Source organism: Gluconobacter cerinus, assembly GCF_025961355.1.
GTDB lineage: Bacteria > Pseudomonadota > Alphaproteobacteria > Acetobacterales > Acetobacteraceae > Gluconobacter > Gluconobacter cerinus.
Genome location: NZ_JAOQNM010000001.1, coordinates 2,376,625 through 2,402,277, shown reverse-complemented (window position 1 = coordinate 2,402,277; position 25,653 = coordinate 2,376,625). Strand labels below are relative to the sequence as shown.

The following is a 25,653-nucleotide window of genomic DNA, read 5'->3' as shown; positions in this document are numbered from 1 at the left end:
CGTCCGGGCCGCTTTGTGGGAGTTTCTACAGCAGATGCCAGCCTTTCGGCGCCTTGCCACGTCCCTGTTTGTCCCGGCTTTTGCCGTCGTCGCGATTTCAACACTCGCGGGATGTGACGAATCCAATCCGGGCTTCTTTGCCCCCACATGCCCGGTCACGGATATTCCCAGCGCCGCAGCAGACCGGTTTGTCTATGACGGCAAAGATCCGGACATCGGAAATCTGGTCAGCCACGCACAGCTCACCGCCATTTCAGGGGACTGCGAACGTGGCCCCAAAGGCCCCAAAGACCAGCAGATGATTCGTACCCGCGTCAGTCTGGCAATGAACCTGACGCGAGGACCTGCCTCCAAGACCGGCACCATCGACGTCCCCTATTTCATCGTCATCATGCGTGACGGAAAAATTGTGGATAAGAAGGTCTTCACGGACACATTCAAGCTGGAACCGAATGTCAGCAACCAGTCTGTTCGTACGGATCTGCGCCTTGTTGATCTTCCTGCATCCAAAAATATTCAGGAAAATCCCTACACGCTCGAAATCGGCTATCAGCTGACCAAGGATGAGCTGACTTACAATCAGCAGCACCTCCCTGTCGTAAAGTTCCGTGGCCGGACGCAGTAAGGGCCTTTTTCCTTCTCTTTCACCTGACGTCAAAATCCGGATTACGCTGAAAACGACCCTGGCTTGCCTGGCAGGCTTTGGGTCTTCAGCCTTTTCTGCGACTCCTGACGTTTCGGCATCGAAAGAAGAAAGGATCAAGGTCCATCACTCAGAACGTCCGGAAATCCAGAACTTTCCTCATGCAGGGTTTCTGGAACAACCACGCCGCCTGACGCCGAGCCAGAATGTGGCGCCGATCGGACGCCAGCCCCGATGGGGTGGATTCAATCGCGGCAACGGCGAAGGCGCGGGCTTTGGGCCTGTCGGACGCTATGGTGTCGCGCCATGGGCGGAAGACTGGTCATATCTGCGTGACAAACGCCATCAGAGCGACATTTTCGATCCATTGAAGTTCATTGCTCTGAACAGTGAACGCACAATCTGGCTGTCCCTCTCCGAACGCACCCGCCTCCGCAACTGGTACAATGACTATCCGATGCTGGGGACGAATACCCACTCCGGTTCAGGTCGCTTCGTCACGCGCAATATGTTGGGAGCCGACCTTCATATCGGAGAACACTGGCGTATCTTCGCGCAGCTCGTAAACGGTACGGCCGCAGGCTGGAACGGATATGGCTATGGTGGCACTTACCGTAAGCGTCTGGACCTGCATCAGGCTTTTATCGAATACAAACGCACGATTGGCACAGCAAAGACGGGCCTGATGTTTGGAAGGCAGCAGTTTCTCGATGCGCCGTCCTATGTCCTGTATGACCGGGAACCCCCGAATATCCAGATTACCTGGAACGGACCGCGCGCTTACGCGATTTTTCCACATGTCCGGTTCGATCTCTATGACTTCGTTGCGACAGACATCACCCCAACGGCCATGTTCCACGACACGCAGGACTGGAACACGCGCCTCTATGGCTTCAACACAACCTTTGACGTCCCGGCGTTTCATCTGGGCCAACAGCGTGTTCAGTCCTATCTCGATCTGTTCTGGATTGGCTTTCATCTTGGTGGAAAGACAGGCTCTGTCCCACTGGTCAGTGCGAGCAAAATCAGCTCCGTAACGGGCGCGACAAATCGTAACAATTTCGGTTTTCGGTGGTACGGCACAGCCCAGCAACTGGAATACGCCATTGGCGTCCTGTGGCAGCAAGGCAATTTCACACAATACGGAACCACTGCCCGGCGCCAGGTCTCTGCTTATTCCGTGAATACGACATTGGGATACAGACGTTCCAATCTGCCTCTCAAACCCTTCTTCGGAATTCAGACGGACGTCTATTCCGGCGGCAATGAAAACCGTCGTACCGGAACAGTCGGGACTTACAGTGCGCCATTTGCCCCGCAAAATCCGTATCTGGACTATACGGGCTACATTGGCGCAGCGAACCTGATCAATCTGTCCCCCATCGTCGTGGGGTCCTACGGTAAGGTGTCTTTGCGGATCAAAGTCCCGATTCTATGGAGGGAAACCACAGCGTCTTCCGTCTATTCAATCAGTTCAGCTTATAATTTCCCCAGGTTTCGCAGCCACTTCATCGGTGTAGCCCCTAATGGTCTGCTGACATGGGCCGTATCCCGACACTGGAACTGGACACATGTCGTCGCCTGGTTTGCGGCATCGCATGATCTGAAAAATGCCGGGGCAAAAAGCGGGCTCTATTATCAGTCCAGCCTGTCATTTGCTTTTTGATGAATGGTTGCGGTGCGGGCCTCCGCAGCGTAATGCCCGAAAAAACAACGCGACATCACAGGATCGCCCCACCATGAAACTTATGGACAGCCGCGAACTGACCTTGCGGGGCATCATTCTGGGTGCCCTGATCACCGTCGTCTTCACGGCAGCAAACGTCTATCTGGGATTGAAGATCGGCCTGACCTTTGGCTCCTCTATTCCCGCGACCATCATTTCAATGGCCGTACTCCGCCTGATGGGCGGCGGGACGATGCTCGAAAACAATATGGTGCAGACGCAGGCTTCTGCGGCAGGAACACTCTCCTGCGTCTTCGCAGCGCTGCCTGGCCTCATCATGGTCGGGTATTGGCACGAATTTCCATATTTTGTCTCACTCCTCCTAACACTTGCAGGAGGCATGACCGGCGTCATCTTCACGATCCCGCTGCGTCGAGCATTGGTGAAGAATTCTGACCTCCCGTATCCGGAAGGCACAGCCTGCGCTGAAATCCTGAGAGCCTCTTCCCCTGAAGGCGATGCCGAGAGCCTACGCTACCTGACAAAAGGAAGCCTTGTCTCTGCTGCCGTTGCTTTGGCGACATCAGGGCTCAGGCTACTGTCCGACGGCGTTTCGGCCGCTACCAGCTTCGGCGCGTCCGTGTTTCGTCTGGATATCAGCTTCTCCCTCGCACTTCTGGGAACGGGTTATCTTGTCGGCATCGGCGGTGGCATTGCCATGCTACTGGGTGTTCTGATGGGCTGGGGCGTCATGGTTCCCATTCTGGGGTATCTGAACCCGGCCGCGGACCCCATGGCCGCGGCGACAGGTTTGTGGCTTCATAAAGTGCGCTTCATCGGCGCCGGAACAATTGCTGTTGCCGCAATCTGGACGCTGCTCGCACTGGCCAAACCTGTTGCGATCGGACTGAAAGAATCTCTGTCCGTTAAGCATCGCGCGTCACAGGATGAGAGCGATCTGGATCTCGCGCCGCGCACGTTGATCGGCCTGAGCATCGGGCTGGCTCTCGTTCTTTCTGGACTGTTTACCCAGTTCCTGTGGCCTGCAATGCCACACGGTGCATCCCTTGTGACGCTCGTTGTTCTGGGGTTGGGCGCCTGTTTCGGTCTCGGCTTTCTGGTTGCGAGTGCCTGCGGTTATATGGCGGGCATAATCGGATCATCGTCTTCCCCGATTTCGGGCGTCGGAATTATCGCGATCATTGCCATTTCCGTCACACTCTGGGGACTGGAAAGTGGCGGCGTTCTTTCGCCCGACCAACGCCCGACGGTTATTGCATTCGGATTATTCGTACTGTCTGCCATCACGGCGTCTGCTGCCGTATCAAATGATAACCTGCAGGACCTCAAGACCGGACAGTTGGTTGGAGCGTCTCCCTGGAAGCAGGAAGTTGCTCTCCTCATAGGGTGCGCTGTTGGTGCCGTGGTTATTCCATGGGTCTTGCAGACACTTTATCAGGCCTACGGATTTGTTGGAGCGATGCCGCGTGCGGATATGGATCCGACCCGAGCTCTCGCAGCGCCACAACCCGCGCTCATGGCAGCCATCGCGACAGGTATTCTCTCACACAACCTCGACTGGCTGATGCTGGAAATCGGGGCGGTGATCGGGATTGTACTGGTTATTGCGGATATTCTTCTGAAGCGACGTAATCTCGCTCTGCCGCCTCTAGCCGTTGGTATGGGAATTTACCTGCCGGCCAACGTGTCCGTGACGATCGCGATCGGAGCAGGCCTCGGCTGGCTGCTGCGCAAGTCCACAAAAGAACAGGGTACAATGATCGCATCGGGCTTTATTGTGGGAGAAAGTCTGGTTGGCGTGGCCGTGGCAGCCCTTGTAGGTGCCACAGGCAGCACGGAAACACTGGCCCTGCCCATTCCGGACATGGTTCGGTCAGGATTAGGCTGGGCTGTGTTTTTAGGCATCATGATATGGTTCGGGCGCTCTGTAAGACGCCCGACAGCCTGAACTTCAGGCCTTTACCCACCACTGAACAGGTTCCGGCTCATCAAGAAGAACAGCCGGGGCCTCAACAGCGGCCTTCTCGACTTTCTTCACCACAGTTTCGTCCTGCACTTCCTTACGCGGACGTCCAACAGGGCGCGGCGAACGGCGGGCAGCTTCAGCAGCCTGCTCACGGGACTGGTGAAGCTGTGCTTTCAGAGACTGAATTTGGTCCTGATGCTCACGCAGATGACGGTTGAGTTCCGTAATCTGGATTTTGGCGTGAGCCTCGCGCGTTTCATATGTTTTGAGTTGCGTGCGGGCTTCAGCCAGATAACGCTCGGCTTCTTCCCAGCGACGCTGCTCACGCTTTACAGACTGACGAAGACGTTCAATCTCGTCCTGATCGTCTTGGCTCGGAGCATTGCTACGCTGTGCAAATCCACGGCTGGCCTGATGCTCAACAACAACCTGACCATCTCGCACAAAGCGACGGCGACGTTCTGTTGTTGGCGTGATGGGACGCGCCTTCTGGGGACGGGAAGATCCTGATCCCAGACGAGCAAGCGCCTCTCGCAGTTTGTCTTCACTAACCTGCTGATCGTCCTGCATTCTTCGTTTTTTCAACCAATTATAAAATTTGTTCTATGTCACCTGATCAGAATGCCCACCTAGAATGACGGAGGCTCTGAAAGGCGTAAAGCCGATCAGAAAAAAGCATGTCCTGACAAGGAAATGAAAGTCGACACTGCCGGGTTTCTAACTCATTCCGGTGTATCAGACTGAATTCTTTTATCAGATCTTATATGTCCTGTCATCAACACAATAAGACTGTATTCATCTTTCTTTTACTGCCACTGACCCGGTTGCCAGAGAATGTCATCTGCTCCGTGAGCATTGGCATGACGTGCAAGAACGAAGAAATAATCAGAAAGGCGGTTTAGAAACCTGAGCCCTTCCTGTGGACCATGCTCCAAAATCACAATCCGCCGTTCCGCGCGCCGCGCAACAGTCCGGGCCATGTGGGCATGTGCAGAAACAAGAGAACCGCCAGGCAGAATAAAGCTTTTAAGCGCCGGCTGCTGAAGACGCATGTCTTCGATGCGTTCTTCCAGCCAACTAACAGCCTTTACTGTAAGACTCTGAGGGCGTTCTTTGTCCGGAATACATAAATCTGCCCCTAAATCAAAAAGGCAGGACTGTATCTTCCGAATATCAGAGGAAAGATCTCGTATACTTTCCTCTGATCTCAGAGAGCAATCGAGCAAACCAAGTAGAGCGTTCAGCTCATCGACCGTCCCCATGGCCTCAATTCTCGGACAGGCTTTTGAGACACGCGTTCCGTCTCCCAGTGAAGTCTGCCCTGAATCGCCGCCACGCGTTACAATACGATCAAGCCGAACACCCGTCATAATTGCCCTCTAAAGCTCAGTGACGACCGAAGTGATGATGATGACCTTTAACAGTCTTCGCGCCGCTCAGGTCCTGCGCACGAGTCGTGTGGTCCTTGAGCATCTTCGTGGTGTCTGATGCCAGCGTCTTGATATCGGCCGTTCCGCCAGACTGCGATGCCGTTGTCAGAGCACTGCTGAGAGCAGGCGTCTGAACGCTCACGATTTCACGCAGGAAAACACGATCAAAAGCAGCGCCATACAGATGACCGAAGGATGCAACGTGCGCCTCGTCGCCAGCATTCAGCTTGTCAGTGACGGTCAGGTTGGCGTCGCTCGCCACCTTGGCAACAGCCTTGCGGTTGGTCGTGTGATCACTGACCACCGTTGCAGCGAAAGCCTTCACAACATCGCTGTTGCTATGCGTCGCAGCCAGTGTCGCAATGCTCACCTGCGTCAGATCCATCGCATCGACCTGCTGAAGAAATGCGGCATCCGCCGTCGAAAGCGTATAGGTTGATGCAGCAGACGGCAGCGCTGGTGCTGGCGGTGCATCCGGGGCATTACAGGCGCTCAATCCTGCCAGCATGGCAATCGAGGCAAGAGCTGCGAAGCGTGCAGTAACTGTCATGAAGAGACATTCCTTCCATCTGCGAGACCAGGACAATGTCCCAGCCACTCTGGCTGAATGGTCCCGGCTTCAAGCGGTCCATTCATGTTCGGCACCACTCATGATACATTCAGGCCATGTCCGCAAATTCTAGCACGCATGATTTTTCCGGTGCCTTCCGCTTCTGTTTCATTGCAGGAGCGGTCGAAGGCGCATCCGGAGTGGTTCTCGGGGCGCTTGCCTCTCACCTCCCCGACCATATGTTTGCCATCCCCAATGGTCGTGCTGTTCTGCACTCCGGGGTGGACATCCTCATGTGGCACGCCATCGCACTCTGCGCGCTCTCGCTGGGCGCATCCTTTCTGGTGCCACGTCTGGCCCGGCTTGCATGTCTGACGATGCTGGGAGGCACGCTGCTCTTCTGTGTCTCCGTCACGCTTTTCGCGCTTTTTGATTTGAAAATCGGGACACTCTCAGTAGCCCGCATAGCCCCCTATGGCGGTACCTTGCTGATTTTAGCATGGCTTCTTGCAGCACTGTCCGGACTAAGACGGCGCTCAGCCTGAGACTTCAGGATCTGTTTCTGATCATCTTAAGAGCAAAAAGCCCAGCCACCTGAACAATCAGTGCCACGGCAAAACAGAACAGAATAATACCCACAAGAATGAGCTGTTCCCGCCCGAGCGCCGTTTCAATATGAAACACGCTGTAAAGCGACTGCCAAGCATGCGTCGCCGCAGTCTTCTGAGAAAGCTTTACCGCAGGTTCCCAGAAACGAAAAATGGCGGCAAGCGCCAAGGTTAGCCCAACGAGGACGACTGTCCTCAAGAGTGTCTCCAGAATACTGACTTCTGCACCCTGCTGAGCGGAGGGCGATGAGGGTGAACCGTGTTGCGTTATCAAAAGCATGACCTTCCGAATGAAGTAGGCTTTAATCGTTTTGCTGTGACACTGCGTTATGTGATGCAGACCACTCGATCAATGAAAGCCTTTTTTATGCGCGTTTCCCTTCTTGCCGCCGCCGGACTGGGTCTGGCGCTTTCCGCACCTTTTTCAGCACAGGCTGCAAGTACGCCTGCGCCCAAACTGACGGAAACATCAGCCCCGCCGGTCGCAACACCTTATCCAGATACGTCCGTCGCCCAGGAGCAGGTGCGCGATGCCTTTGCGCTCGCTGCCAAAACGGGCCGTAAGGTGCTTCTCGATTTCGGCGGCAACTGGTGCCCGGACTGCAAAATGCTCTCCGGCATTTTTGCCCTGCCCGATGCCAAGGCATGGCTGGACAGCCAGTTTGTGATCGTCCCGGTGAATGTCGGGCGCATTAACACCAATCTCGATCTGGCCCAGAAATACGACGTGACGATCAAGGCTGTTCCAACGGTTATTATCGTCACGCCGGATGGAAAGGCCCTGAATGGTGACGGCTCCAAGGCTCTCGGAAATGCGCGCAGCATGTCCCCACAGGCCGTTCTTGACCTGATTTCCGAGTGGAACAGCCGCGGATAAACCGTTCATTCTGGCTCTGAAGTTACCCTTCAGAGCCAGAAGCGTTGCCTCAGATTCCGAGTTCTTGCTCGGCTTCATGAACGACTTCCGCCAAAGCATCCTCCTCAAACGGGGATACCAGACCGGCATCAGCCACAAGCTGTGAGAACGGCTTGGAGCCGCCTTCCGAGCACAGCTTGCGATATGTCTCGAACGTGGCTTCCCGGTTCATACGGGAACGAAGCCAGAGTTGCAGTGCACAGCACTGAGCCAGAGCATAATCAATGTAATAAAATGGTAGACGATAGATATGGAGTTGGGCCTGCCAGCGACCACCCTTTGCCGGATAAGCCAGATCGCCCCAGTCCCGCCAGGGCATGTACATTTTCTCCAGGCGTGCCCAGGTCTCGTGCCGTTCTGCCGCTGTCATTTGCGGATTGGCATACACTTCATGCTGGAAGTGATCGACACAGACACCGTAGGGAAAGAATGAAAGCGCATCGATGAGATGCATCCGGCGATACCGGTCCCCTGCCCCGTCTTCAACCAGCGTATCAATCTGCGGCCAGGTCAGAAATTCCAGACCCATGGAATGAATTTCGGCGGCTTCCATGGTCGGCCAGAGCTGATCGACCCAGTCCTGATCGCGGCTTTTCCAGTTCTGGAAAGCATGACCCATCTCGTGGGTAAACACGCCGATATCGTTATGAGTACCATTGAAATTGGCAAAGATGTAAGGGCTACCAATGGTCGGGAATGAGGTGCAGAAGCCACCGCCTGCCTTGTTGTCCCGGTTTTTCAGATCAAGATATCCGAGATCCCGCATCTGAACGTAGAAATCACCCATTTCGCCTTTGGGGTCGAGCGCACGGAACATGCTCTCTGCCCGCGCCACGAGCAGATCATGATCGCCTGCCGGCTCCGGATTTCCCTGCAAATCGATCAGTGCCTCGTCCCAGGCCCAGACCTTGTCCCATCCCATTTTAAGGCGACGGCGTTCCAGCAGTGACTGAACCAATGGGGTAACTGAACTAAGAACCTTTTCCCGGAAGGATGCCACCTGCTCCGGGCCGTAATCTGTCCGGCGCATCCGGCGGTAACCCAGCCCGATATAGTTCTCGAACCCCAGCGTTTTCGCCATCCGGTCACGCAGCTCAACCAGACGCCCATAAAGCGTATCCAGTTCTTCGCCATGTTCTTCAAAAAAGGCCCAGCGTGCCTGCTCAGCAGCATGGCGGACGTCCCGATCCGACCCCTGCAAGTATGGCACAAGCCCTGACAGGTTCAGAACCTTGCCATCAAAGGCAATTTTTGCCGAGGCCAGAAGCGCCGTGTATTCGCCCGTCAGGCGCGCTTCTTCTTCCAGATCCGTGCTGATCCGGGGATCAAACGTCGTGGTGTCTGCTTCCCACAGATGAACCACATGTGGCGTCAGGAGTGCTTCCAGACCGGCACGATCAGGGTCTGCCAGCAGACGCTTCTTGATGATGACTTCATGGTCCGTCGCAACAGGCGAAAGGCGATCCGCGTAGTCACGGTCCGTCTTCGCCGTCTCGTCTTGTGTATTGTGGGAAAACTGGAGATGAACGTGGGAGGCCCAGGATTCATACTCTCGCCGAACGGCATCAAAAGCCTTGAGAGCCTCTTCGCGCTGCCCGCGATCAAGCAGCGACGAAATGTCCGCGTAGCGCGCCTTAAGAGACGCTTCGTCTGGACGGGGGAAAGACAGGTCAGAGAACGGAGGGATTGTCTGTGTCATGATCCAATTCTGACACTCCGCTCCGTTTCCGTCCATGCTTCTCAGGTTTTGCGGATACCTTTTACAAACCCATCAATGCGGCGGCATGCCTCTGCAAGCTGGTCATCGGACGCTGCACATGAGAGGCGCAGATAAGGGCTAAAGCCAAACGCAGTTCCCGGAACGGTCGCAACATGAGCCTCTTCAAGCAAGGCCTCTGCAAACGCCACATCCGTATCCAGCAATCGCCCACTGGCAGAAGTGCCGCCAATCAGTCCGCCAACACCTGGATAAACGTAGAAAGCGCCTTCCGGAACGGCACATGTCAGTCCTGGAATAGCCTGAAGCGCTTCAACCATCGTATCCCGACGACGCTGGTAGGTTTCGCGCATCTGCTCAATACGATCCAGCCCACCTTTCAACGCAGCGACAGAGCCTGCCTGAGCAAGCGTACAGACACCGGACGTTGTGTTCCCCTGCACTGCAATCATCGCTTTGATGAGCGGTGTCGGACCACATGCAAAACCGACGCGCCAGCCCGTCATGGCATAAGCCTTGGCCATACCGTTAATGACCAGAATGCGGTCTGCCAGATCAGGCGCCACCTGCAAGATGGACAGATGCCTGCGACCATCAAACGTCAGGTGCTCGTAAATTTCATCAGACATGACAAGAACATGCGGCGCCTCGCGCAAGACATCGGCAATGGCTTCAAGGTCATGACGTTCAAGGATGGCACCGGTGGGATTGTTCGGAAAATTGAGAACCAGCCAACGGGTTTTAGGCGTAATCGCAGCCTTGATTGTCGCTGCGTCAGGCCGGAAACCATTTTCTTCCGGGCAGGGAATTTCAACGGCCGTCCCACCCAGCATCCGGGCAATCAGTGGATAGCTGACCCAGTAAGGCGCGGGAACGATAACTTCGTCCCCGTCATCCAGCGTTGCCGCAAAAGCATTATAGATGACCTGCTTGCCACCATTGGCCACCATAATACGGTCAGATGTGACCGTCAGATCATTATCCCGCTTGAACTTACGAATAATGGCGTCAATCAGCGCCTTTTGGCCCGGAATGGGAGGATAGCCCGTATCACCAGCCAACCCGGCTGCATAAGCGGCTTCAATGGCTTCTGGCGGTGATGGAAAATCCGGCTGTCCAAGGGCAAGTGAAATGACGTCTTCACCCTCCGCCCGCAATTCGCGGGCCCGCGCTGCCATAGCGATAGTGGCTGGCTTGGGGAGTGTTGCCAGACGTGATGCAATACGAAACGTCATGACAGGCCCTGACAGAACTGCTGAATGCGGGTGCAGGCTTCCTTCAGAAGCTCGGTGCTGGTGGCATAGGAAATCCGGAAATATCCGGGCGTCAGGAAAGCACTTCCATGAACTGCGGCAACGCCCGTCTCATCCAGAAGAGCCGTGACAAAGGCTTCGTCACTGTCGATCAGATGGCCGCCCTTACTCGTTTTACCAAGCGTTCCCTCGATGGATGGAAAGACGTAAAACGCGCCTTCCGGCTTTGCACAGCTCAAGCCAGGTGCTTCATTGAGCATGGACACCACAAGATTGCGGCGCTGCTCATAAACACTCACCATTTCCCCAATGAAATCCTGCGGGCCTGAAACGGCCTCTTTGGCCGCAGCCTGAGCGATGGAGCATGGATTGCTCGTACTCTGTCCTTGCAGCTTGATCAGTTGGCGCGTCAGTTCCACAGGCGCTGCGGAAAAGCCAATCCGCCAGCCCGTCATGGCATAGGCCTTGGACACGCCATTCATCGTCACCGTCCGGTCCCGCAGACGCGGTTCAACCTGCACAAACGTCTTGGCGACGGCGCCTTCGTACATCAGCTTGGCGTACATATCGTCTGTCAGGATCCACACATGCGGATGCTCCAACAGAACCCCAGTCAGCGCTTTGAGATGATGCTCGTCATAAGCTGCACCTGTCGGATTGCAGGGTGAGTTAAGCATCAGCCATTTCGTCTTTGGCGTAATGGCAGCACGAAGCTGGTCAGCCGTCAGGCGGAAACCATTCTCAGCCGTTGTCTGGATTACGACAGGTGTTCCGTCTGCCAGTGAGACGATATCAGGGTAAGAAACCCAGGCCGGAGCCGGAATGATGACCTCATCGCCCGCATTCAGAGTGGCCACCATCACATTATAAATGACCTGCTTGCCACCCGTCGAAACGCAAATTTCCTCGGGGCGGTAATCCAGATCGAAATCAGCGTTCAGTCGGGCCGCAACGGCTTCACGCAGCGGCATCGTACCTGCAACATCCGTGTATTTCGTCTCGCCATTCTGAATGGCCCGAATGGCGGCCTGCTTGACGAAATCCGGCGTATCAAAATCCGGCTCACCAGCTGAAAGACTGATAATATCGCGGCCCTCTGCCTTCAGGGCACGGGCTTTCTGGGTAATCGCAATCGTCTGGCTCGGCAGAATACGGTTCAGACGGTCGGCAATGAGAGACATGATGGGTTCCCGGTGGCTTTATCGCGCAGAGACCCTAGCGCCGTCCGCCCTCATTTGACCACAGCCCATCGGCACATGACTGACACGTTTTTTGGGCACAAAAAAAGCCGGGCGGCTCCTTTATGGAACTACCCGGCCCTTAAGCAGAGACAATTTAAGATAAAATCAGGCCAGCTTTTCCATTTCGCGCAGAACAGCCTGTCCCATCATATCCGTGCCAACGCGAGCCATGCCTGGAGACATGATGTCAGCAGTGCGCAGGCCGCTTGCCAGCACGTTGGACACTGCCTTTTCAATCAGTTCCGCATCTTCAGCCCGGTTGAGCGAGTAACGCAGCAGCATCGCAAAAGACAGGATCTGCGCTAGCGGGTTTGCAATGCCCTTGCCAGCGATATCCGGCGCGCTGCCATGGATCGGCTCATACAGCGCATTGCGCTTGCCATCTTCACGGACAATGCCGAGCGTTGCAGACGGAAGCATACCCAGAGAACCCGTGAGCATCGACGCCAGATCGGACAGAATATCGCCGAACAGGTTGCCCGTAACGATTACATCAAACTGGTTCGGGTTACGAACGAGCTGCATGGCGCAGTTATCGGCGAGCATGTGGGACAATTCCACATCCTGATATTCGCGCTTGTGCAGATCCGTGACGACTTCCTTCCACAGGAGGCCGCTTTCCATCACATTGCACTTCTCGACGGAGCAGACGCGATTACCGCGCTGACGGGCCATCTCGAAAGCAACGCGGGCAACACGCTCGATTTCGGACGTCGTGTAAACTTCCGTGTTGATTCCACGACGGGAACCATCCGGAAGCGTCTCAATGCCACGCGGCTCACCGAAATAGATACCACCAACCGTCTCACGGACGATCATGATATCCAGACCGCGAACCACTTCCGGCTTCAGGGCAGATGCATCGATCAGCGCATCAAAAAGCTGGGCCGGACGAAGGTTTGCGAAAAGCTCAAGCTCCTTGCGCAGCTTCAGAATGGCTACTTCAGGGCGCTTGTCGAACCCGACATGGCCCCAGGCCGGATCACCAACCGAGCCAAACAGAACCGCATCAGACTTCCGGGCAAGGTCGATAACCTCATCACGGATAGGAACACCATGGACTGCAAGGGAAGCCGCGCCAACGAGTTCTTCCGTAATGTCCAGCTTCAGGCCACGGTTTGCGTCCAGCCAATGCACAATCCGTGCAACTGCACGCATGACTTCCGGGCCGATACCATCACCGGCAAGAACAAGAAGCTTGTGGGCTTCACTCATTTTGCAGTTCCCATGTTGATTGACGGCACCCATGCGCGGCTGGCCTGATGTTCAAAGCTGCTGATTTCCGCATCATGCGCCAGCGTCTGGCCAATATCGTCCAGACCTTCGAGCAGCATGTGACGGCGGAAGGGATCAACTTCAAACGGCACAACATTCCCGTCGGGGCGAATGATGATCTGCTTTTCCAGATCGACCGTCAGACGGGAATTCGAACCCTGGCGTGCATCACCCATCAGTTCGTCACAGATTTCCCGTGGCAAACGGATCGGCAAGATACCGTTCTTGAAACAGTTATTGAAAAAAATGTCGGCAAAGCTGGGCGCGATGACACAGCGGATACCGAAATCCAGCAGAGCCCACGGCGCATGCTCACGAGACGAGCCGCAACCGAGATTGTCATAGGTGATGAGGATTTCAGCCTGACGATACGGCTCTTTGTTCAGAACAAAGTCCGGGTTCTCGTTACCATTCTCGTCATAGCGCTGCGCGGCAAAGGCGTTCTTGCCAAGACCCGTGCGCTGGATAGTCTTCAGGAAGCGCGCCGGAATGATCTGATCGGTATCAATGTTCTCATTCGGCATCGGAGCCGCAATGGCGGTCAGTTCCGTGAACTTGTCCATCAGACGGTTTCCTTCATCAGCTCACGCACATCACATAGCGTGCCCGTGACAGCTGCCGCGGCAGCCATGGATGGGGAACACAGATGCGTTCTGCCACCCGGCCCCTGACGACCCTCAAAGTTACGATTGGACGTAGAAGCGCAACGCTGTCCCGGCGTTAGACGATCCGGGTTCATCCCCAGACACATCGAGCAGCCTGCCTCGCGCCATTCAAAACCGGCATCAAGGAAAATCTTGTCCAGCCCTTCGGCTTCGGCAGCAGCCTTCACAAGGCCTGAGCCTGGAACGATCATGGCACGAACCGTTGCTGCAACATGACGACCGCGCACAACTTCAGCAGCAGCACGCAGATCTTCCAGACGGCTGTTGGTGCAGGAGCCGATGAACACGACATCTACTGGCGTGCCGGCAATCTTCTGGCCAGCCGTCAAACCCATGTAATCCAGAGCGCGCTGAACCTGCGCAGCCTGTGCCGGATCCTTGAAATCAGACGGGGACGGCACGATGCCATCGATCGGCAGAACGTCCTGCGGGCTGTTACCCCATGTGACGGAAGGCACAATGTCTTGGGCCTTCAACGTCACTTCCGTATCGAAATGAGCGCCTTCATCCGATGCCAGCGTACGCCAGTAAGCACAGGCCTGCTCAAACGCTTCACCCTTCGGTGCAAACGGACGGCCATTCACATAGGCGAATGTCGTTTCGTCGGGTGCGACCAGACCAGCCTTTGCACCGCCCTCGATGGACATGTTGCAGAGCGTCATACGCCCTGCCATGTCCAGATCGCGGATTGCAGAGCCGGCAAATTCAATCACATGCCCAGTGCCACCTGCCGTACCGATCTTGCCGATAATGGCCAGCATGATGTCCTTGGCTGTCACGCCCGGACCCACTTTGCCCTCAACAGAAACACGCATGTTTTTTGCGGGCTTCTGGAGCAGCGTCTGGGTCGCCATGACGTGTTCGACTTCGGACGTGCCAATACCAAATGCAAGGGCGCCGAGTGCGCCGTGCGTCGAGGTATGACTGTCACCGCAAACGATCGTCATGCCTGGCAGGGAAATGCCCTGCTCTGGCCCGACAACGTGAACGATGCCCTGAGACGCGGAACGCAGCGGGAAATAGGGAACGCCGAACTCAGCGACATTCTTCTCCAGCGTTTCGATCTGGAGGCGGCTTTCCGGCTCTTCAATCGGCTGGGAACGGTCGGACGTGGGGACGTTGTGGTCCACCACGGCGACGGTTGCGTCCGGACGGCGCAGGCGACGTCCGGCCATCCGCAGACCTTCAAAAGCCTGCGGGCTTGTCACCTCGTGAACGAGGTGACGGTCGATGTATAGGATGCACGTCCCGTCTTCGAGGCGGTCAACAACGTGATCGGCCCAGATCTTGTCAAACAGTGTTCTGGGCGAAGAAGAAACGGGCATCCTTATACTCCAACCTTGACTTAGGAAGCGGCTTTTTCGCCAGCCTTCGGCAGATCGCGCGGGCGCTCTGCAATACGTGCAGACTTACCCGAACGGCCACGCAGGTAGTACAGCTTTGCGCGACGCACCTTACCGCGGCGCACCACTTCGATGCTGGCGAGGGACGGAGCGTACAGCGGGAATACACGCTCCACGCCTTCACCGTTGGAAATCTTGCGAACCGTGAAGTTGCTGTTCAGGCCCTTGTTGGAACGGGCAATGACAACGCCTTCGAAGTTCTGCACGCGCTCACGCGTACCTTCAACAACGCGGACGCCAACGCGAACCGTGTCACCTGCGATGAATTCCGGAACGGCGCGAGCCGCGGAAAGACGCTCGATTTCGCGCGCCTCGTACTGCTGGATAATGTTCATGACCAAACTCCTGGAAACAAAAATTCAATGAACCTGCTGTCGCGCCAGGTACGCATCCCAGAGATCGGGGCGACGCGCCTTCGTGACTGCGATTGACTGTTCATGACGCCAGCGGGCAATGGCGCCGTGATGGCCGGACAGAAGGATTTCAGGCACTTCGCGCCCATCCCAGACTGCCGGCTTGGTATATTGCGGGTATTCTAGCAGACCTTCGGCAAAACTCTCGTCCTGTCCGCTGATCTCAGACCCCATAACTCCGGGAAGCAGCCGTACACACGCATCCAGAAGAGTCAGAGCAGGAATTTCTCCGCCTGACAGTACGACATCGCCCATACTGAACTGTTCGATGTCGTGCTTTTCCAGTACGCGCTCGTCTACCCCTTCAAAACGCCCGCAGAGGACGACAACACCGGGCCCAGCCACAAACCGCTCCGCATCTTCATGCGAGAGACGACGTCCGCGGGGTGTTGGGTAGATGACGGGTCGACCATCCAGCGCGGGAAGCGCCGAGAGAGCCGTATCCAAGACATCCGCCCGCATCACCATGCCAGCTCCACCACCAAATGGCGTATCATCCACCGCACGATGACGACCCTGTCCGTGAGCACGCAGGTCATGCGCTTCACAGGACCAGATGCCACGTTCGAGCGCCCTGCCCGCCAGGGAAAATCCAAGCGGCCCCGGAAACATGTCCGGAAACAGGGTCAGGATGTCAGCGCGCCAACTCATGCCCGAACCTGTACCTCTCCATCGAGATCACCTTCGACCTCGACTTCAACTGGCGGCACGACGGTCACGCGACGGTGCGCGAGATCGACATGCGGCACACAGGCCAGCGTGAATGGAACAATCAGACCTCGATCAATCTCGATGCTGACACCCGCACCATAGTCATGAACTATGGAGACGGTTCCAAGCACTTCGCCATCTTCGGAAACTGCAGTCATGCCGATCAGGTCGGCATGATAGAACTCGTCTTCCTCGACAGCCGGCAGAAGCTCACGCGCAACATACAAACGACGGTTAACCAGTCGTTCGGCAGCTGTGCGGTCTGGCAGAGTGTTCCCCTGAGCATCTGTCAGAGCAGCCACCCCCGGAGAAACCCAGCTTGCTGTCCATACAACCCCGCGCTCATCATGCAGCGCACCGAACATCTCGACAGAAGCCGGATCATCAGTAGCAGCATGAAGATGAACCAGACCGCGTACGCCATGCGGACGACCGATGGTCGCGATCAGGACATCACTGTCAGGTTTAAAGGGTGGCACGGATCAAGCGTCCTGAAACGTCAGCAGTAGATCAGGCTGCAGCAGCTGCAGCAGCGGCTGCTTCTGCAGCGCGAGCCTGAGCCTTGGCCTTCGGAGCGGACTTCTTCGGCTGCTCGCTGTAAGCAGGCTTCGGAGCCAGACCAGCGTTACCGAGGAAACGTGCAACCCGGTCGGTTGCCTGCGCGCCGTTGGACAGCCAATGCTGGATGCGCTCGCCATCGAGGCGGATACGATCAGCATGGTCGGACGGCAGCATCGGGTTGTATGCGCCAACCTTTTCGATGAAACGGCCATCGCGCGGGCTGCGGCTGTCTGCAACGACGATGTGGTAGTACGGACGCTTCTTGGCACCAGCGCGTGAAAGACGAATCTTGAGGCTCATGAAAAACTCCTGAAAGACAAACTTGAAAACTTGATGCTGATCAGACGAAAGGCGGGCGCCCACCGGGCTTGCCCATCCCCTTCATCATGTCGGCCAGACCACCTGCCCCACCCATTCCGCGCATCAGGCCACCAAGGCCCATTTTGCTGATGCGCTTCATCATTGTGGACATGTCGTCAAACTGCTTGAGCAGACGGTTCACTTCCTGAACCGTCGTTCCAGAACCTGAGGCGATCCGCTTTTTACGGGATGCCTTGATGATCCCCGGCGTTTTGCGCTCCTGCTTGGTCATCGAAGAAATGATGGCCTTGTGACGTTTGAAGATCGACGTGTCGATCTCCTTGTCACCCAGCATATCCTTGATCTTACCCATACCAGGAAGCATGCCGAGAATGCCCGAGATCGACCCCATACGGTTGATCTGGTTGATCTGGGACACGTAGTCATCCAGATCAAACTTACCGGCGAGCATCTTTTTGGCTACGCGCTCGCCTTCTTCGTGGTCGAGCGTTTCCGCTGCGCGTTCCACGAGGCCAGCAACGTCACCCAGCCCCAGAATACGGCCAGCAACACGTTCCGGATGGAATTCTTCGAGCGCTTCCAGCTTTTCGCCAGAACCCGTCAGCTTGATCGGTGCGCCCGTAATGGCCTTCATGGACAGTGCGGCACCGCCACGGGCATCACCATCCATTCGGCTCATGACGACGCCGGTAATACCGACGGCTTCATTGAAGGACTTGGCTGTATTGACCGCGTCCTGCCCCGTCATCGCGTCCACGACCAACAGCGTTTCTGCCGGGTTCGTGACAGAACGGATCTCGCGAACCTCGTCCATCAGAGCTTCGTCGATAGACAGTCGGCCAGCGGTATCGAGAATGACGATATCGTAGCCTTCGCGACGGGCTGTTTCCAGCGCACGCTTCGCGATATCTACCGGCGACTGCCCCGCTACGATTGGCAGAGACTTTACCAGCCCCGTAATCGCGTTAACGCGCTCAGCAAGCTGCTGAAGCTGGAGCTGCGCTGCTGGACGCTGCACGTCTAGGCTCGCCAGAAGAATCTTCTTGCGCTCACGGGAAGAGAGACGCAGGGCAATCTTACCCGACGTCGTGGTCTTTCCCGAACCCTGCAGACCAACCATCAGTAATGGAACTGGCGGCACGGCTGAAAGATTCAGAGGAGCAACACCGGCGCCGCCGAGCGCGTCAATCAGGGCATCGTTAACGATTTTGGCGACAGCCTGGCCAGGAGAAACGCTTTCCAGCACTTCATGACCAACTGCACGCTCACGAACCTTATTGACGAAGTCCCGCACGACCGGCAGCGCGACGTCCGCCTCCAGCATCGCGAGACGAACTTCACGCATGGCCTCGGTGACATCAGCCTCCGAGAGCTTTCCATTCTTGGAAAGCCCTTCGAGGACACCGGACATCTTACCTGAGAGTTGATCGAACAACGGGCCACCTTATAGCAAGCAGAAACACGCCACTGCGCGAGCCTTCGCGATGTGGCGTGTCCGGAAACAGGTTCGCTCTATCGCTTCGTGACGCGTACGTCAAGCAATAGAGCGCCTCAACCTTAGAAGTCAGGGTGCAGGCGGCGGCCCGTCTTCAGGCGGATGGCCCATAATGGCGTCCAACTGATCATGGAGCGAACGAATTTTCTCCATGGTCGTGTTCGCCTGGCGGCGCTGCTCAGGCGTCAGAATATCATGAAGCTTCTCCTGCGTCTCCAATCGAGCCTGCGCTTCCTGCACATGCAGATCGGATTCCTGCTTAGTCAGATCAGCGAGAAGCGTGCGATCCAGATCACCCTCTACAGAAAGAGCCGTGCGGATCTTGTCCCGAAGAGCCTTCAGCTTTTCATGCCGAGCTTTCATCTCTTCATGGCCTTGGCTGAAAATCTTATGGACCTGAGCCTTCTGGGCCTCAGTCAGAGTTATTCCCGGCGGGAACGGCGGAAGCATGCCCCCAGGACCCGGCCTGCCATGCATGCCATCAGGCTGCGGTCCAGGCGCACCCGGATGGGCGTGCGCCAGAGCGGAACCAGCCAACAGCCCAACGGAAGCTAGAGCCGGCAGGAGAACAGAAAGACGAAATGCCGTCATGGATGCTATATCCTTGATGGTGATGAGAGGCGAAAAAGCGTTCCCGCCCCATTCCCTTCAAGATGACAGTTTTTTCGTTACAAAACGCCCCATGTCCTGTTTCGAAGAGTAAACCCCTCCAAGGTATGTAACAAAGAAGGAGACTTGACGTGAGCGCCATCTCATCGCATGTAGCCGCCCATGTCCTGCACGCAGGACACGACTCCCGATTTTACGGTCGGGGTCTGGAGAGGTGGCCGAGTGGTTTAAGGCAGCGGTCTTGAAAACCGCCGTGCGTGGAAGCGTACCGTGGGTTCGAATCCCACCCTCTCCGCCAGATAAATCAAAATTCTCAGATTCCTCAGAGAGTTATCTGATTTACCAAAATTTGTTCCACCTTGGGTCCCATTTAAAAAATGCGTCATCGTGCAGCGCCCGGACGCGATATGCGTCGTCCTAGAAATCTATCGATGTGACCTGCCGACTGATGTCCTGCTTTTCCCAGAGGTATCCAGATGATCTGAGAGCGCGACTGAAGCAGAAATCTGCAAAAATTCGTCCAGAAATTTCTTGAAATCGTTGTCGGTGCTCAACTAGCGTTCCCAAGTAAGTTGACACCAGAGCATTAAGCCCTTCACTCAAAGGCTGGTGCACTACCTGCTTCTGATCGAAGCAGCAATTTTACAGACCCCTTGAATGCTCCAAAAACCAACGAACCAAGTGTCGTTGTGAGCCCCGCAAGGGGCATCGTTGGATTGGCGTGCCATGGATTCTATATTGCCAAGTCGTCTTTCGAATGACTTTTTCATAAGCCGTTGCGAAGCTTCGATACGGCTTTATGTGTCTCTCTCCAAAATTGATCGATATGTCGCGGCTGGGGTTCTGCAGCGCGACAAGATCGGACCACGCCGAACGCTTTTCGGGGTAAGGGACACAGAGCATTTCGTCCATCGCGACGATGTCCGTTTTCGTTCCTGAAAAATGGTGCCTTTGAGGCCCGATTTCTAGGCTCAAGACGCATAGCAAGTGACGGTTGCTGTGAAACAGATGGCCGAAATGAATCCATTCGGGCATCTGTCATAGCGAGTTGCGACGCCCCACTCGTCCTTGAAACGCCCAAACATGATTTCGACGCGGCTGCCGCGCTTATCATATCTTATGGCACATACTCGGGATCTCGTTCCGGAACGCAAGGCTTTATCCCTTTTCCTCCAGAAAGCCCCTGAACTAATCGGCTTCATAACACCCATCCGCCAGAAGCCATGCTGCTTTTTTTTGGGAGCAGCTGTCCAGCAAAGGAGGCACCTCCGTGTAATCACTGACCATGACCCACTTTCATGAATAAACCGAGCGGAGGTCCTTCCCAGTTTATGACGGCATGCAGCATATCGCCGTCGATAAGGACAGACGCCTCATGATGGTCACCTCTGCTCTGACAGATATCTCCCTGGCAGTACCGACGCTCAGATGATCCTAGAAGAACAGCTGGCGCCGGCTCGCGCTTGATTACGAACGCCAAATCGACGTGTCAAAGGCCATGATATTTGTTGCCTTTGGGCACCAATTTTATGCGCAGAAATATCACTTGTAATTTTCCAAGTCGGCTATGAGCAAGGCTGGTAGATCTTGAGTGACGGAGCGAAGTGCATAGCTTTTTGTGATGAGCATAATGCAGCCTATATTTTCCGATGATGCGTGGTCGGTCTGGGAGCCTCTGAATCGAGGCGGTCCGCCTGCGAGGCAAACCCCACCTCGCGATCTGCGACGGACTATGTCGGCAATTTTCTGGCGCGGCCAGAACGGAACGAAGTGGCGATCAATTCCTGCGGAACTTGGCCTTGGGTTGACGGCGGCCCAACTCTTCATCCGTTGGGCGGAAACCGGCGTTTGGCCGGCTTTGTTTGAGCAGGTGAAGGGTCAGGATCTGGCTTTGGGTATGGCCTTGCTCGACAGCACGAACATTCGGACCCACGCTCGGGTATCCCAGTAAAACGCAACGCGCCGCCAGGTGCCTGCACTAAAGGGGCCTATAGGCACCGACATCCGGTCGAGAACCTGTGGGTAAGTCTCAAAGAGTGGAGAGCGGTCGCCATACGATACGCAAAAAACTGCCACATCATTCATGGCCATCATCTGCATCGCTGCAACCGCAGATCATCTCAAAATCTAGAGGGTAAAAAGGAGGAACTTACACAGTTCCACAATTCCTGAAGAACAATTTCTTAGTGCCTGAAATTCCTAAGTTCATAAAGAGTAATGCGCCGAATGATCTAGGTTTACGACAAATACCAGCACGCTGGTCTATCGCTCAATGTATTGAAGGACATGTTTGTTTTATAGAAGACTGGATCCGATCTGGCGAGCAGCGATCCTGCTCACTCTTTGACGCATCTTGGGTGAAAACGGCATCGCACGGTTTAGGTCCGGCGCTGGAAATCCCCCTCCAGAAAGCCTCAGTTTGCCGACATGCCTAGACGTCTGGCCCACCATGATGGAGTTGCCAACCTCAGCAGAGTTTCAGGCTTTCGTGACGGCCGTATTGTGAGAAAAAATACTACGCGAAGCAAACTCAACGCTATGTCGCGTGCCTGCACCGGATCGCGCCAAACGTGTGTTACCTGCCTATCGCTAACTAGCCATACACTACCAGGCCGACTAACCGTCCCAACCTTCCAGCAGTCGGCATCAACCTTTACAGCCGAAGTAGCCATAGCGTTTTCTCGAGCCAAAATATCTCTAGAGACCCGAAGAACCGTGATGGCGGTTCGTGACAAAGAAGTATGGAACACTTTTAAAAAAATCTGCCCATACTCCAAAGACTGACACATCACCTCATCATCTTTTACAAGGGCACGATGCTCTTTCTCGCTCCAGCGCTCTAGACCCTCTGCCCCATCAAAATATGCTTGCAACGCTCGAACCCCGGCACGTGCCTCTGCGTAGCGATACAAAGCAATAGCGTTAAAAACTCCACGAACAAGCCGAATGATAGCCGGAGACGGTACGGAACCACACTGAAGTGCTGCGCAGACAAGCGCGTTTCGTCGATCGTAATACTGATGCCATGGTCTTGTCTGGTTCAGAAGATGCGGGTGAGCAACATAAATCCCTGGCCACATAACGGTCTGAAAACCTGCACGCTTCAAGCGCAGACCATATTCCGCATCGTCTCCGCGAAGAAACAAAGGCAATGGCAGCCCACTAACCTCTACAGCCTGACGAGGAAAGCAGAAGAACCACCACCCGCAGAAATCGACATCGACAGGTCGCTCAAGAAAGGAACGAGCCTCCGTTTCTCTTAAACGTACTCCCTCACGAGGCAAAAGATCTGTCGTTATTGCCTTGGTATAATCAAAACCATGCCCGATGGATAGGAGACGATCCCGATCATCAAGATCGATCATTGCTCCGCCAAGGCATGTCTTTGGAGAAACAACATACGCCAAGGCGGAACGCAGACGACAAAACAAACCTGCATCGACTTCTACATCATCATCCATAAGCAAGACGTGCGTAACATTTTGGTCCTTAAAGGCCTCCATGATCCCGCGGGTAAAGCCGCCCGCACCCCCTAGGTTATCCTGCTCAAAAATCCGATATTTTCTCTGATCCACCCCCCAAACTAATCTGTCCTTGAGAGCGACCTTTCCCTGATTGACGATGATGCAGCCTTCCACATCCCCTATTTGGGGGGCGATCTGATCAACGAGCACCTGAAGCTGCGTATCCCTATCTCGGGTACATACTACGACCGCAATACCAACGTGGCGTTCGGGAGGGCGATCACAAACCCAATCCACTACAATACTCTGGGTCTGCAACAGAATTTCGCGATTGCCCTCATACAGAGTGTACGAAAGACGGTCCCCGCATTCAGTCAGAGGCGGCAGAGCAAGAACCATCTCACCCGGCCCAGAGGGCAACTCCAGAATTAATTCTGGAGTTGCCCCTTTTAGGTGTCGGAAAATTTTTACCAGCAGTTCTGCTTTTGCCTGAACCCGAAGTCCCACATGCCTAAATCGCGCATGAGCAACCCAAGCCTGCGGAAACAGATCCTTCGAAAACACCTCTAGGGAAGAAGATGCTCTCGAAGGTTGTAACAGATACCAAGCTGGCATTGACCTTACATTCAGACGCGATCGAACGTCTGGACCAGATCACGCCAGAATGGCTCTGAAATCAGACGATCGTACTCGTTCGCCCATTGAAGCTGAACGCTGGAGACGTCTTTGCGGTAGGCACGTAGCGCCTTGGACAGACGCTCGCGCGCTTCCTTATAAAGCTCGGGGTCGTTCGAAAAGATATGGTATCCGATCTGCTGAGGATCATAATACGCCCAGTCACGACCAGAGCGGATATCGCGCCAGTTAATATCATTACGGCTATTAAAGACCGTCATCTGACGGCGACGTGCCGAGATCGCATCGAGCGGCGTCTTCTTTCTCGTCATCAGCGATACGTTCCCGTTACGGCTCAGACGCTGGTAGAGATTGTAGCCCCGCAGAAGAACACCCCGTCCGCGTTTCGTACGGCTAACCCATGGAACAATGAACTTGTCAGACGTCCCAGGTGGGGTCGGAATCACTCCAACTGGAAGAGACTTCTCGAAGCGGTGATTGGCGTTGAAGCGTTTGTAGACCTTCATAATGTCCGCATGCAGATCCGCAGCATCCGTGTCTGCAAGAATGCCTGGGCCCTTAAGAAAGTCCTCAACTGCCAGAACAAGCAGCATAGCCGAACCGTAATGATAAATATCGGCAAAGCCGCGGAAGCGCCGAAGAAGCAAACGCGTGACACGACGCATGATCTTGGAAATACGCTTATCGACCTCCTCGCGAGACGTCTCGAAGCTGTCTCCGACCAGAAGCGCATACAGCACCTCGATATGGCAGGAGAGACGAATCAACTCATTGCGGATATTGTAGTACGCGAACCAACCTTCAGGTTTTGCATAATATGGCTCATGCCAGACTGCGATCCCCGGGATAGACAGTACATGGCCGCCCCGCATTGTCAGACGCACGCCATATTCGACATCATCCAAATGCACGAAACAGGGAAGCGGCATTCCAAACTTGCGGAAACCATCCACATGACCGCCGAACAGCCACCAGCCGTTAAAATTTAGCGAATGGTTGCGCATGAGGGCGTCTTTCGCGGACAACTCACCCAAATCACTCGGGGCAAGTCGCGCGAAAGGACGCTCGAAGCGATCTGGAACCCAGTGCGCACCACCATCTGCCAAGCGAGACGGGTCGTATACGTCAAGCTGTGCGCCGCCAATAAACACTTCCGGGTCTAGGCTGAGGCGAAACAAATTGGTCATACGCGCGATTGCCGTTTTCTCAACATCGGCATCGTCGTCGAGCATCACGATATGTGTGTAGCCGCCGTTTTCCAAAGCTTCAAACATACCACGTCCGAAACCACCAGCTCCACCAACGTTACGCTGCTGTATGACGCGGACGTTTTCGGGCCAATGCTCCTGACGTTCTACCGTCCGGGCATTATCGACAATGATAATACCGTACCCGGGGTATTCTGCTTCAAGCGCGCTGACCAGACGGTCCACATTGCCTGCAAGTTGTTTCTCACGACGGAAAGTGCAAATTACGAAGCAGGGACGGACTTCCTGCAGCTTCGCATTATACACACCCCATGTTGCGCGGCGCAGAATGACGTCAGTTGGCGTTCCCTCGACACCCAGCGCATTCCATGCACTCCGGTACGCTTTATGCAGAAGAGTGCCGCCGTCCGCTTCGGACTTTTCATTAGTTTCTTGGGCCGCTGAATAGAAATCCAGTGCTTCAATCGTAAAATACCATCGGCCAAGTTTAGCCTCAGCTCCTACAATATCGAAATCAATGCGAATTGTACGGACTTCGTGGGGATCTTTGCCGACATGCTTTTCCATCGCAAATTCGGTGACCACACCAGCCTGTGAGCGATGAAACAGACCAACACGACAGCTTCCTTGTACTTCAAGTTCAAGATAGAGCTTCGCATTCGGAACAATGTGGTTGATTTCACGTTCATAAAGCGCAGTCATGAAGCCGTCAAATGTAACTACACGCCCACGTTCGACAATAACATTTCCGTTGTCATCAAGGTCTGTATACGGCTTCACCATATACAGGGACTTACTTCTCTGGTCTGGCGAGAAGTTTATAGGAAAAAACGGGAAAAGGTCAGCATGCGAGTACTTGCTTACCTCTGGGGTGCGATTAA

General features: G+C 55.2%; 24 protein-coding genes, 1 tRNA gene and 1 pseudogene. 8 read left to right on the top strand and 18 right to left on the bottom strand.

Going from position 1 to position 25,653, the window contains the following annotated elements; all coding sequences use genetic code 11:
* The first annotated feature begins 34 nt into the window (after positions 1-34).
* From M2305_RS11135 to M2305_RS11125, 3 genes are all read left to right on the top strand, one after another.
* Positions 35-625 (top strand): hypothetical protein, encoded by a 591-nt coding sequence (locus M2305_RS11135; RefSeq protein WP_064273425.1) that lies wholly within the window; start codon positions 35-37, stop codon positions 623-625.
* A complete protein-coding gene (locus M2305_RS11130; protein ID WP_264649373.1) occupies positions 609-2,309 on the top strand; it encodes an alginate export family protein in 1,701 nt (566 codons plus the stop codon). The genes M2305_RS11135 and M2305_RS11130 overlap by 17 nt, the downstream gene beginning before the upstream one ends.
* A gap of 73 nt (positions 2,310-2,382) precedes the next feature.
* Complete coding sequence (locus M2305_RS11125) at positions 2,383-4,278, top strand: OPT family oligopeptide transporter (RefSeq protein WP_264649372.1); 1,896 nt, start codon at positions 2,383-2,385, stop codon at positions 4,276-4,278.
* Positions 4,279-4,281: 3 nt separating this feature from the next.
* Here M2305_RS11125 and M2305_RS11120 read toward each other — a convergent pair whose 3' ends face one another.
* The 3 genes from M2305_RS11120 to M2305_RS11110 form a co-directional block, all read right to left on the bottom strand.
* Positions 4,282-4,866 (bottom strand): hypothetical protein, encoded by a 585-nt coding sequence (locus M2305_RS11120; protein ID WP_046901350.1) that lies wholly within the window; start codon positions 4,864-4,866, stop codon positions 4,282-4,284.
* Between the two features lie 236 nt (positions 4,867-5,102).
* Positions 5,103-5,666: a cob(I)yrinic acid a,c-diamide adenosyltransferase gene (locus M2305_RS11115; RefSeq protein ID WP_064273085.1), complete on the bottom strand. Its 564-nt coding sequence runs from the start codon at positions 5,664-5,666 to the stop codon at positions 5,103-5,105.
* A 16-nt stretch (positions 5,667-5,682) separates the two neighbouring features.
* Complete coding sequence (locus M2305_RS11110; RefSeq protein WP_099212111.1) at positions 5,683-6,276, bottom strand: DUF4142 domain-containing protein; 594 nt, start codon at positions 6,274-6,276, stop codon at positions 5,683-5,685.
* A gap of 116 nt (positions 6,277-6,392) precedes the next feature.
* On the opposite strand from M2305_RS11110, the gene M2305_RS11105 reads away from it, so the two are divergent.
* A complete protein-coding gene (locus M2305_RS11105; RefSeq protein ID WP_264649371.1) occupies positions 6,393-6,821 on the top strand; it encodes a DUF423 domain-containing protein in 429 nt (142 codons plus the stop codon).
* A gap of 4 nt (positions 6,822-6,825) precedes the next feature.
* On the opposite strand, the gene M2305_RS11100 is transcribed toward M2305_RS11105, so the two are convergent.
* Positions 6,826-7,164 (bottom strand): hypothetical protein, encoded by a 339-nt coding sequence (locus M2305_RS11100; protein WP_086633637.1) that lies wholly within the window; start codon positions 7,162-7,164, stop codon positions 6,826-6,828.
* A 72-nt stretch (positions 7,165-7,236) separates the two neighbouring features.
* On the opposite strand from M2305_RS11100, the gene M2305_RS11095 reads away from it, so the two are divergent.
* Complete coding sequence (locus tag M2305_RS11095) at positions 7,237-7,761, top strand: thioredoxin family protein (RefSeq protein ID WP_369826510.1); 525 nt, start codon at positions 7,237-7,239, stop codon at positions 7,759-7,761.
* 49 nt (positions 7,762-7,810) lie between these two features.
* Here the strand turns inward: M2305_RS11095 and M2305_RS11090 are convergent, their stop codons facing one another.
* From M2305_RS11090 to M2305_RS11035, 12 genes are all read right to left on the bottom strand, one after another.
* Complete coding sequence (locus M2305_RS11090) at positions 7,811-9,499, bottom strand: M3 family oligoendopeptidase (protein WP_264649370.1); 1,689 nt, start codon at positions 9,497-9,499, stop codon at positions 7,811-7,813.
* A gap of 41 nt (positions 9,500-9,540) precedes the next feature.
* Positions 9,541-10,752, bottom strand: coding sequence for a pyridoxal phosphate-dependent aminotransferase (locus M2305_RS11085; RefSeq protein WP_264649369.1), 1,212 nt, complete (start codon positions 10,750-10,752; stop codon positions 9,541-9,543).
* Entirely contained in the window at positions 10,749-11,951 is a 1,203-nt protein-coding gene (locus M2305_RS11080; RefSeq protein WP_264649368.1) for a pyridoxal phosphate-dependent aminotransferase, read from the bottom strand. Before M2305_RS11080 ends, M2305_RS11085 begins: the two co-directional genes overlap by 4 nt.
* A 165-nt stretch (positions 11,952-12,116) precedes the next feature.
* Complete coding sequence (leuB, locus tag M2305_RS11075) at positions 12,117-13,226, bottom strand: 3-isopropylmalate dehydrogenase (protein ID WP_264649367.1); 1,110 nt, start codon at positions 13,224-13,226, stop codon at positions 12,117-12,119.
* Positions 13,223-13,849, bottom strand: coding sequence for a 3-isopropylmalate dehydratase small subunit (leuD, locus tag M2305_RS11070; RefSeq protein WP_264649366.1), 627 nt, complete (start codon positions 13,847-13,849; stop codon positions 13,223-13,225). The genes leuB and leuD overlap by 4 nt, the downstream gene beginning before the upstream one ends.
* On the bottom strand, positions 13,849-15,276 hold the full coding sequence (leuC, locus tag M2305_RS11065) for a 3-isopropylmalate dehydratase large subunit (RefSeq protein WP_264649365.1): 1,428 nt from the start codon (positions 15,274-15,276) through the stop codon (positions 13,849-13,851). Before leuC ends, leuD begins: the two co-directional genes overlap by 1 nt.
* 20 nt (positions 15,277-15,296) lie before the next feature.
* Positions 15,297-15,689: a 50S ribosomal protein L19 gene (gene rplS, locus M2305_RS11060; protein ID WP_010504000.1), complete on the bottom strand. Its 393-nt coding sequence runs from the start codon at positions 15,687-15,689 to the stop codon at positions 15,297-15,299.
* A 24-nt stretch (positions 15,690-15,713) separates the two neighbouring features.
* Positions 15,714-16,418, bottom strand: coding sequence for a tRNA (guanosine(37)-N1)-methyltransferase TrmD (gene trmD / locus M2305_RS11055; protein ID WP_046901338.1), 705 nt, complete (start codon positions 16,416-16,418; stop codon positions 15,714-15,716).
* Positions 16,415-16,957 (bottom strand): ribosome maturation factor RimM, encoded by a 543-nt coding sequence (gene rimM, locus M2305_RS11050; RefSeq protein WP_086633643.1) that lies wholly within the window; start codon positions 16,955-16,957, stop codon positions 16,415-16,417. The genes trmD and rimM overlap by 4 nt, the downstream gene beginning before the upstream one ends.
* Positions 16,958-16,988: 31 nt before the next feature.
* Complete coding sequence (gene rpsP / locus M2305_RS11045; RefSeq protein WP_099212690.1) at positions 16,989-17,339, bottom strand: 30S ribosomal protein S16; 351 nt, start codon at positions 17,337-17,339, stop codon at positions 16,989-16,991.
* A gap of 40 nt (positions 17,340-17,379) precedes the next feature.
* Positions 17,380-18,795: a signal recognition particle protein gene (ffh, locus tag M2305_RS11040; RefSeq protein ID WP_064273075.1), complete on the bottom strand. Its 1,416-nt coding sequence runs from the start codon at positions 18,793-18,795 to the stop codon at positions 17,380-17,382.
* 129 nt (positions 18,796-18,924) lie between these two features.
* Positions 18,925-19,446 carry a Spy/CpxP family protein refolding chaperone gene (locus M2305_RS11035; RefSeq protein WP_264649364.1) on the bottom strand — a complete coding sequence of 174 codons (522 nt, stop codon included), beginning with the start codon at positions 19,444-19,446 and terminating at the stop codon, positions 18,925-18,927.
* Positions 19,447-19,672: 226 nt separating this feature from the next.
* On the opposite strand from M2305_RS11035, the gene M2305_RS11030 reads away from it, so the two are divergent.
* The 3 genes and pseudogenes from M2305_RS11030 (at position 19,673) to M2305_RS11025 (ending at position 21,415) form a co-directional block, all read left to right on the top strand.
* Positions 19,673-19,762 (top strand) — tRNA-Ser (locus M2305_RS11030).
* 1,149 nt (positions 19,763-20,911) lie between these two features.
* Positions 20,912-21,016, top strand: a pseudogene (locus M2305_RS16360) (IS5/IS1182 family transposase); the annotation flags it as partial.
* Positions 21,017-21,085: 69 nt separating this feature from the next.
* Positions 21,086-21,415 carry a transposase gene (locus M2305_RS11025; RefSeq protein ID WP_338085672.1) on the top strand — a complete coding sequence of 110 codons (330 nt, stop codon included), beginning with the start codon at positions 21,086-21,088 and terminating at the stop codon, positions 21,413-21,415.
* A 463-nt stretch (positions 21,416-21,878) separates the two neighbouring features.
* Here M2305_RS11025 and M2305_RS11020 read toward each other — a convergent pair whose 3' ends face one another.
* Positions 21,879-23,435 (bottom strand): glycosyltransferase, encoded by a 1,557-nt coding sequence (locus tag M2305_RS11020; protein ID WP_264649362.1) that lies wholly within the window; start codon positions 23,433-23,435, stop codon positions 21,879-21,881.
* 119 nt (positions 23,436-23,554) lie between these two features.
* A complete protein-coding gene (locus M2305_RS11015; protein WP_249196812.1) occupies positions 23,555-25,555 on the bottom strand; it encodes a glycosyltransferase in 2,001 nt (666 codons plus the stop codon).
* Positions 25,556-25,653 lie beyond the last annotated feature (98 nt).